The 1,931-nt window shown below is 66.4% G+C and carries 2 protein-coding genes; both read left to right on the top strand.

The features are described from left to right. Positions 1 to 101: 101 nt before the first annotated feature. Positions 102 to 524: a GFA family protein gene (locus tag ACFOGJ_RS19630; RefSeq protein WP_379903708.1), complete on the top strand. Its 423-nt coding sequence runs from the start codon at positions 102 to 104 to the stop codon at positions 522 to 524. A gap of 231 nt (positions 525 to 755) precedes the next feature. After that, the coding region (locus ACFOGJ_RS19625) for an ABC transporter substrate-binding protein (RefSeq protein WP_379903706.1) at positions 756 to 1,931 on the top strand (1,176 nt) is incomplete at its 3' end.

Genomic DNA, 1,931 nt, shown 5'->3' with positions numbered 1-1,931 from the left:
ACCCCCGCGGGCACCGCCCGCGGGGGTTTTCTTTTACCGGTCCCGCTTCAGCCTGCGCGGGAACGGCCACGCAGCATTGGTGTCCGCAACAGGAGATTGCGATGGCCGAAAGACATGCCGGTTCCTGCCTCTGCGGACTCGTCCGTTTCGAGATCGCCGGCACCTTCGAGCACTTCTTCCTCTGTCATTGCTCGCGGTGCCGGAAGGACACGGGATCGGCCCACGCCGCGAACCTGTTCGCCAGCGAGGCACGGCTGAGCTGGCTGACCGGCCTGGAGCAGGTGCGGACCTACGCGGTCCCGGGCACCCGGCACCGGAAATGCTTCTGCAGTGCCTGCGGCTCGGCCCTGCCCTACCTGCAGCTGGATGGCCTGGAGCTGGACGGCCGGCTGCTGGTGGTCCCGGCCGGCAGCCTGGACAGCGCCCCCGGCATGCGCCCCGAAGCCCATATCCATGTCACCAGCCGTGCAGGCTGGGACCATGCGCTGGAACAGATCCCGCATTTCGACACCTTGCCGGACTGACTGCAGGTTGGCAGATCGCCCAATTCCGTATGCCGGCCCTGGAGATGCGAGATCCGGTGGCTGCCTCGCAGTTCCGGCCCTTCTTGCAACCAGCGTTGGAGATGCCTGCGCGCGGACCCGCATCGGGCCGCGGCATCCGCGGCGGCCCAACCCTGGGTTTCTGGCGCCAGCTGCCATCGGCGCACAGACTCCGGCGGATGAGTTGAGTGATCTTCGACAAAGAGGTGTTTAATGCGTAGCGTAAAGTACTTGGCATCGACTGCGGTACTGGCCGGCGGCATCGCCCTGTCGGCGGGCGCGGCGATGGCCGACGACGAGGTGACGATCGGCTTCGCCACCGCCCAGTCGGGCCCGATGCAGGCCTATGACCAGCCGTCGGTTCGGGCGGCGAAGATTGCCATCGAGGAGATCAACGCCAAGGGCGGTCTGCTGGGCAAGCCGATCCGGATCGTGGAGGCGGATACCAAGTCCGACCGCGGCGAGGGCGTGAAGGCCGGCGAGGCCGTCATCGACGACGGCGCCGACATGGTGGTCGCCACCTGCGACTACGACTATGGCGCGCCGGCGGCCGGCGTCGCCCAGGACAACGACCTGGTCTCCTTCTTCATCTGTGCCGAGGACGTGAAGGCCGGCATCGAAGGTGTCGGCCCCTACTCCTTCTCCGCTTCCGTCCTGGCCGCCGTGCAGGGCGCGGCGATGGCGGAGTGGTCGCACGAGAAGCGCGACGTCCAGACCGCCTATGTCCTGCTCGACACCTCCATCGAGTACAACAAGGGCATCTGCTACGGCTTCGACTGGATGTTCCCGAAGGTCGGCGGCAAGATCGTCGGCCGCGACACCTTCAAGAACGACGACCCGTCGATCGCCTCGCAGATCACCCGCATCCGCTCCCTGCCCGAGGCGCCGGACGCGATCATGCTCTGCACCTACAATCCGGGCGGCGCCAGCGCGGTGAAGCAGCTGCGGGCGGCCGGCATCGACACCCTGATCCTGAACGGCAGCTCGATGGACGGCAGCTATTGGCTGAACGCGGTGCCGAACCTCAACAACTTCGTGGTGCCGGTGCAGGGGTCGATCTATGGCGACGACCCGAATCCGAAGGTCGAGGAATTCAACAAGAAGTTCGAGGCCAAGTACGGCGCCCGCCCGTCCAGCCAGTACGCCTATCCGGGCTATGCGATGATCGAGGTCTATGCCAAGGCGGTCGAGCGCGCCGGCACCACCGACACCGAGGAGGTGGTCGCGGAGCTGGAGAAGATGCGCAACGAGCCGACCCTGTTCGGCCCGCGCACCTTCACCGACGAGCTGCACCACCAGAACCAGGCCACCTACAAGCTGGTCGAGGCGAAGGACGGCAAGTTCCAGTACATCGGCGAATGGACGATCAGCGAGCCGGTGCCGATGGAG

Source organism: Marinibaculum pumilum (assembly GCF_042646425.1).
GTDB classification, from domain to species: Bacteria; Pseudomonadota; Alphaproteobacteria; order Ferrovibrionales; family Ferrovibrionaceae; genus Marinibaculum; species Marinibaculum pumilum.
Note: the sequence above shows the minus strand (reverse complement) of the source record. Positions and strands in the feature narration are given on the sequence as shown.

What these genes read in the sequence shown, in the direction of transcription:
- ACFOGJ_RS19630 (WP_379903708.1), top strand. Translation starts at nt 102, where the DNA reads ATGGCCGAAAGACATGCCGGTTCCTGCCTCTGCGGACTCGTCCGTTTC.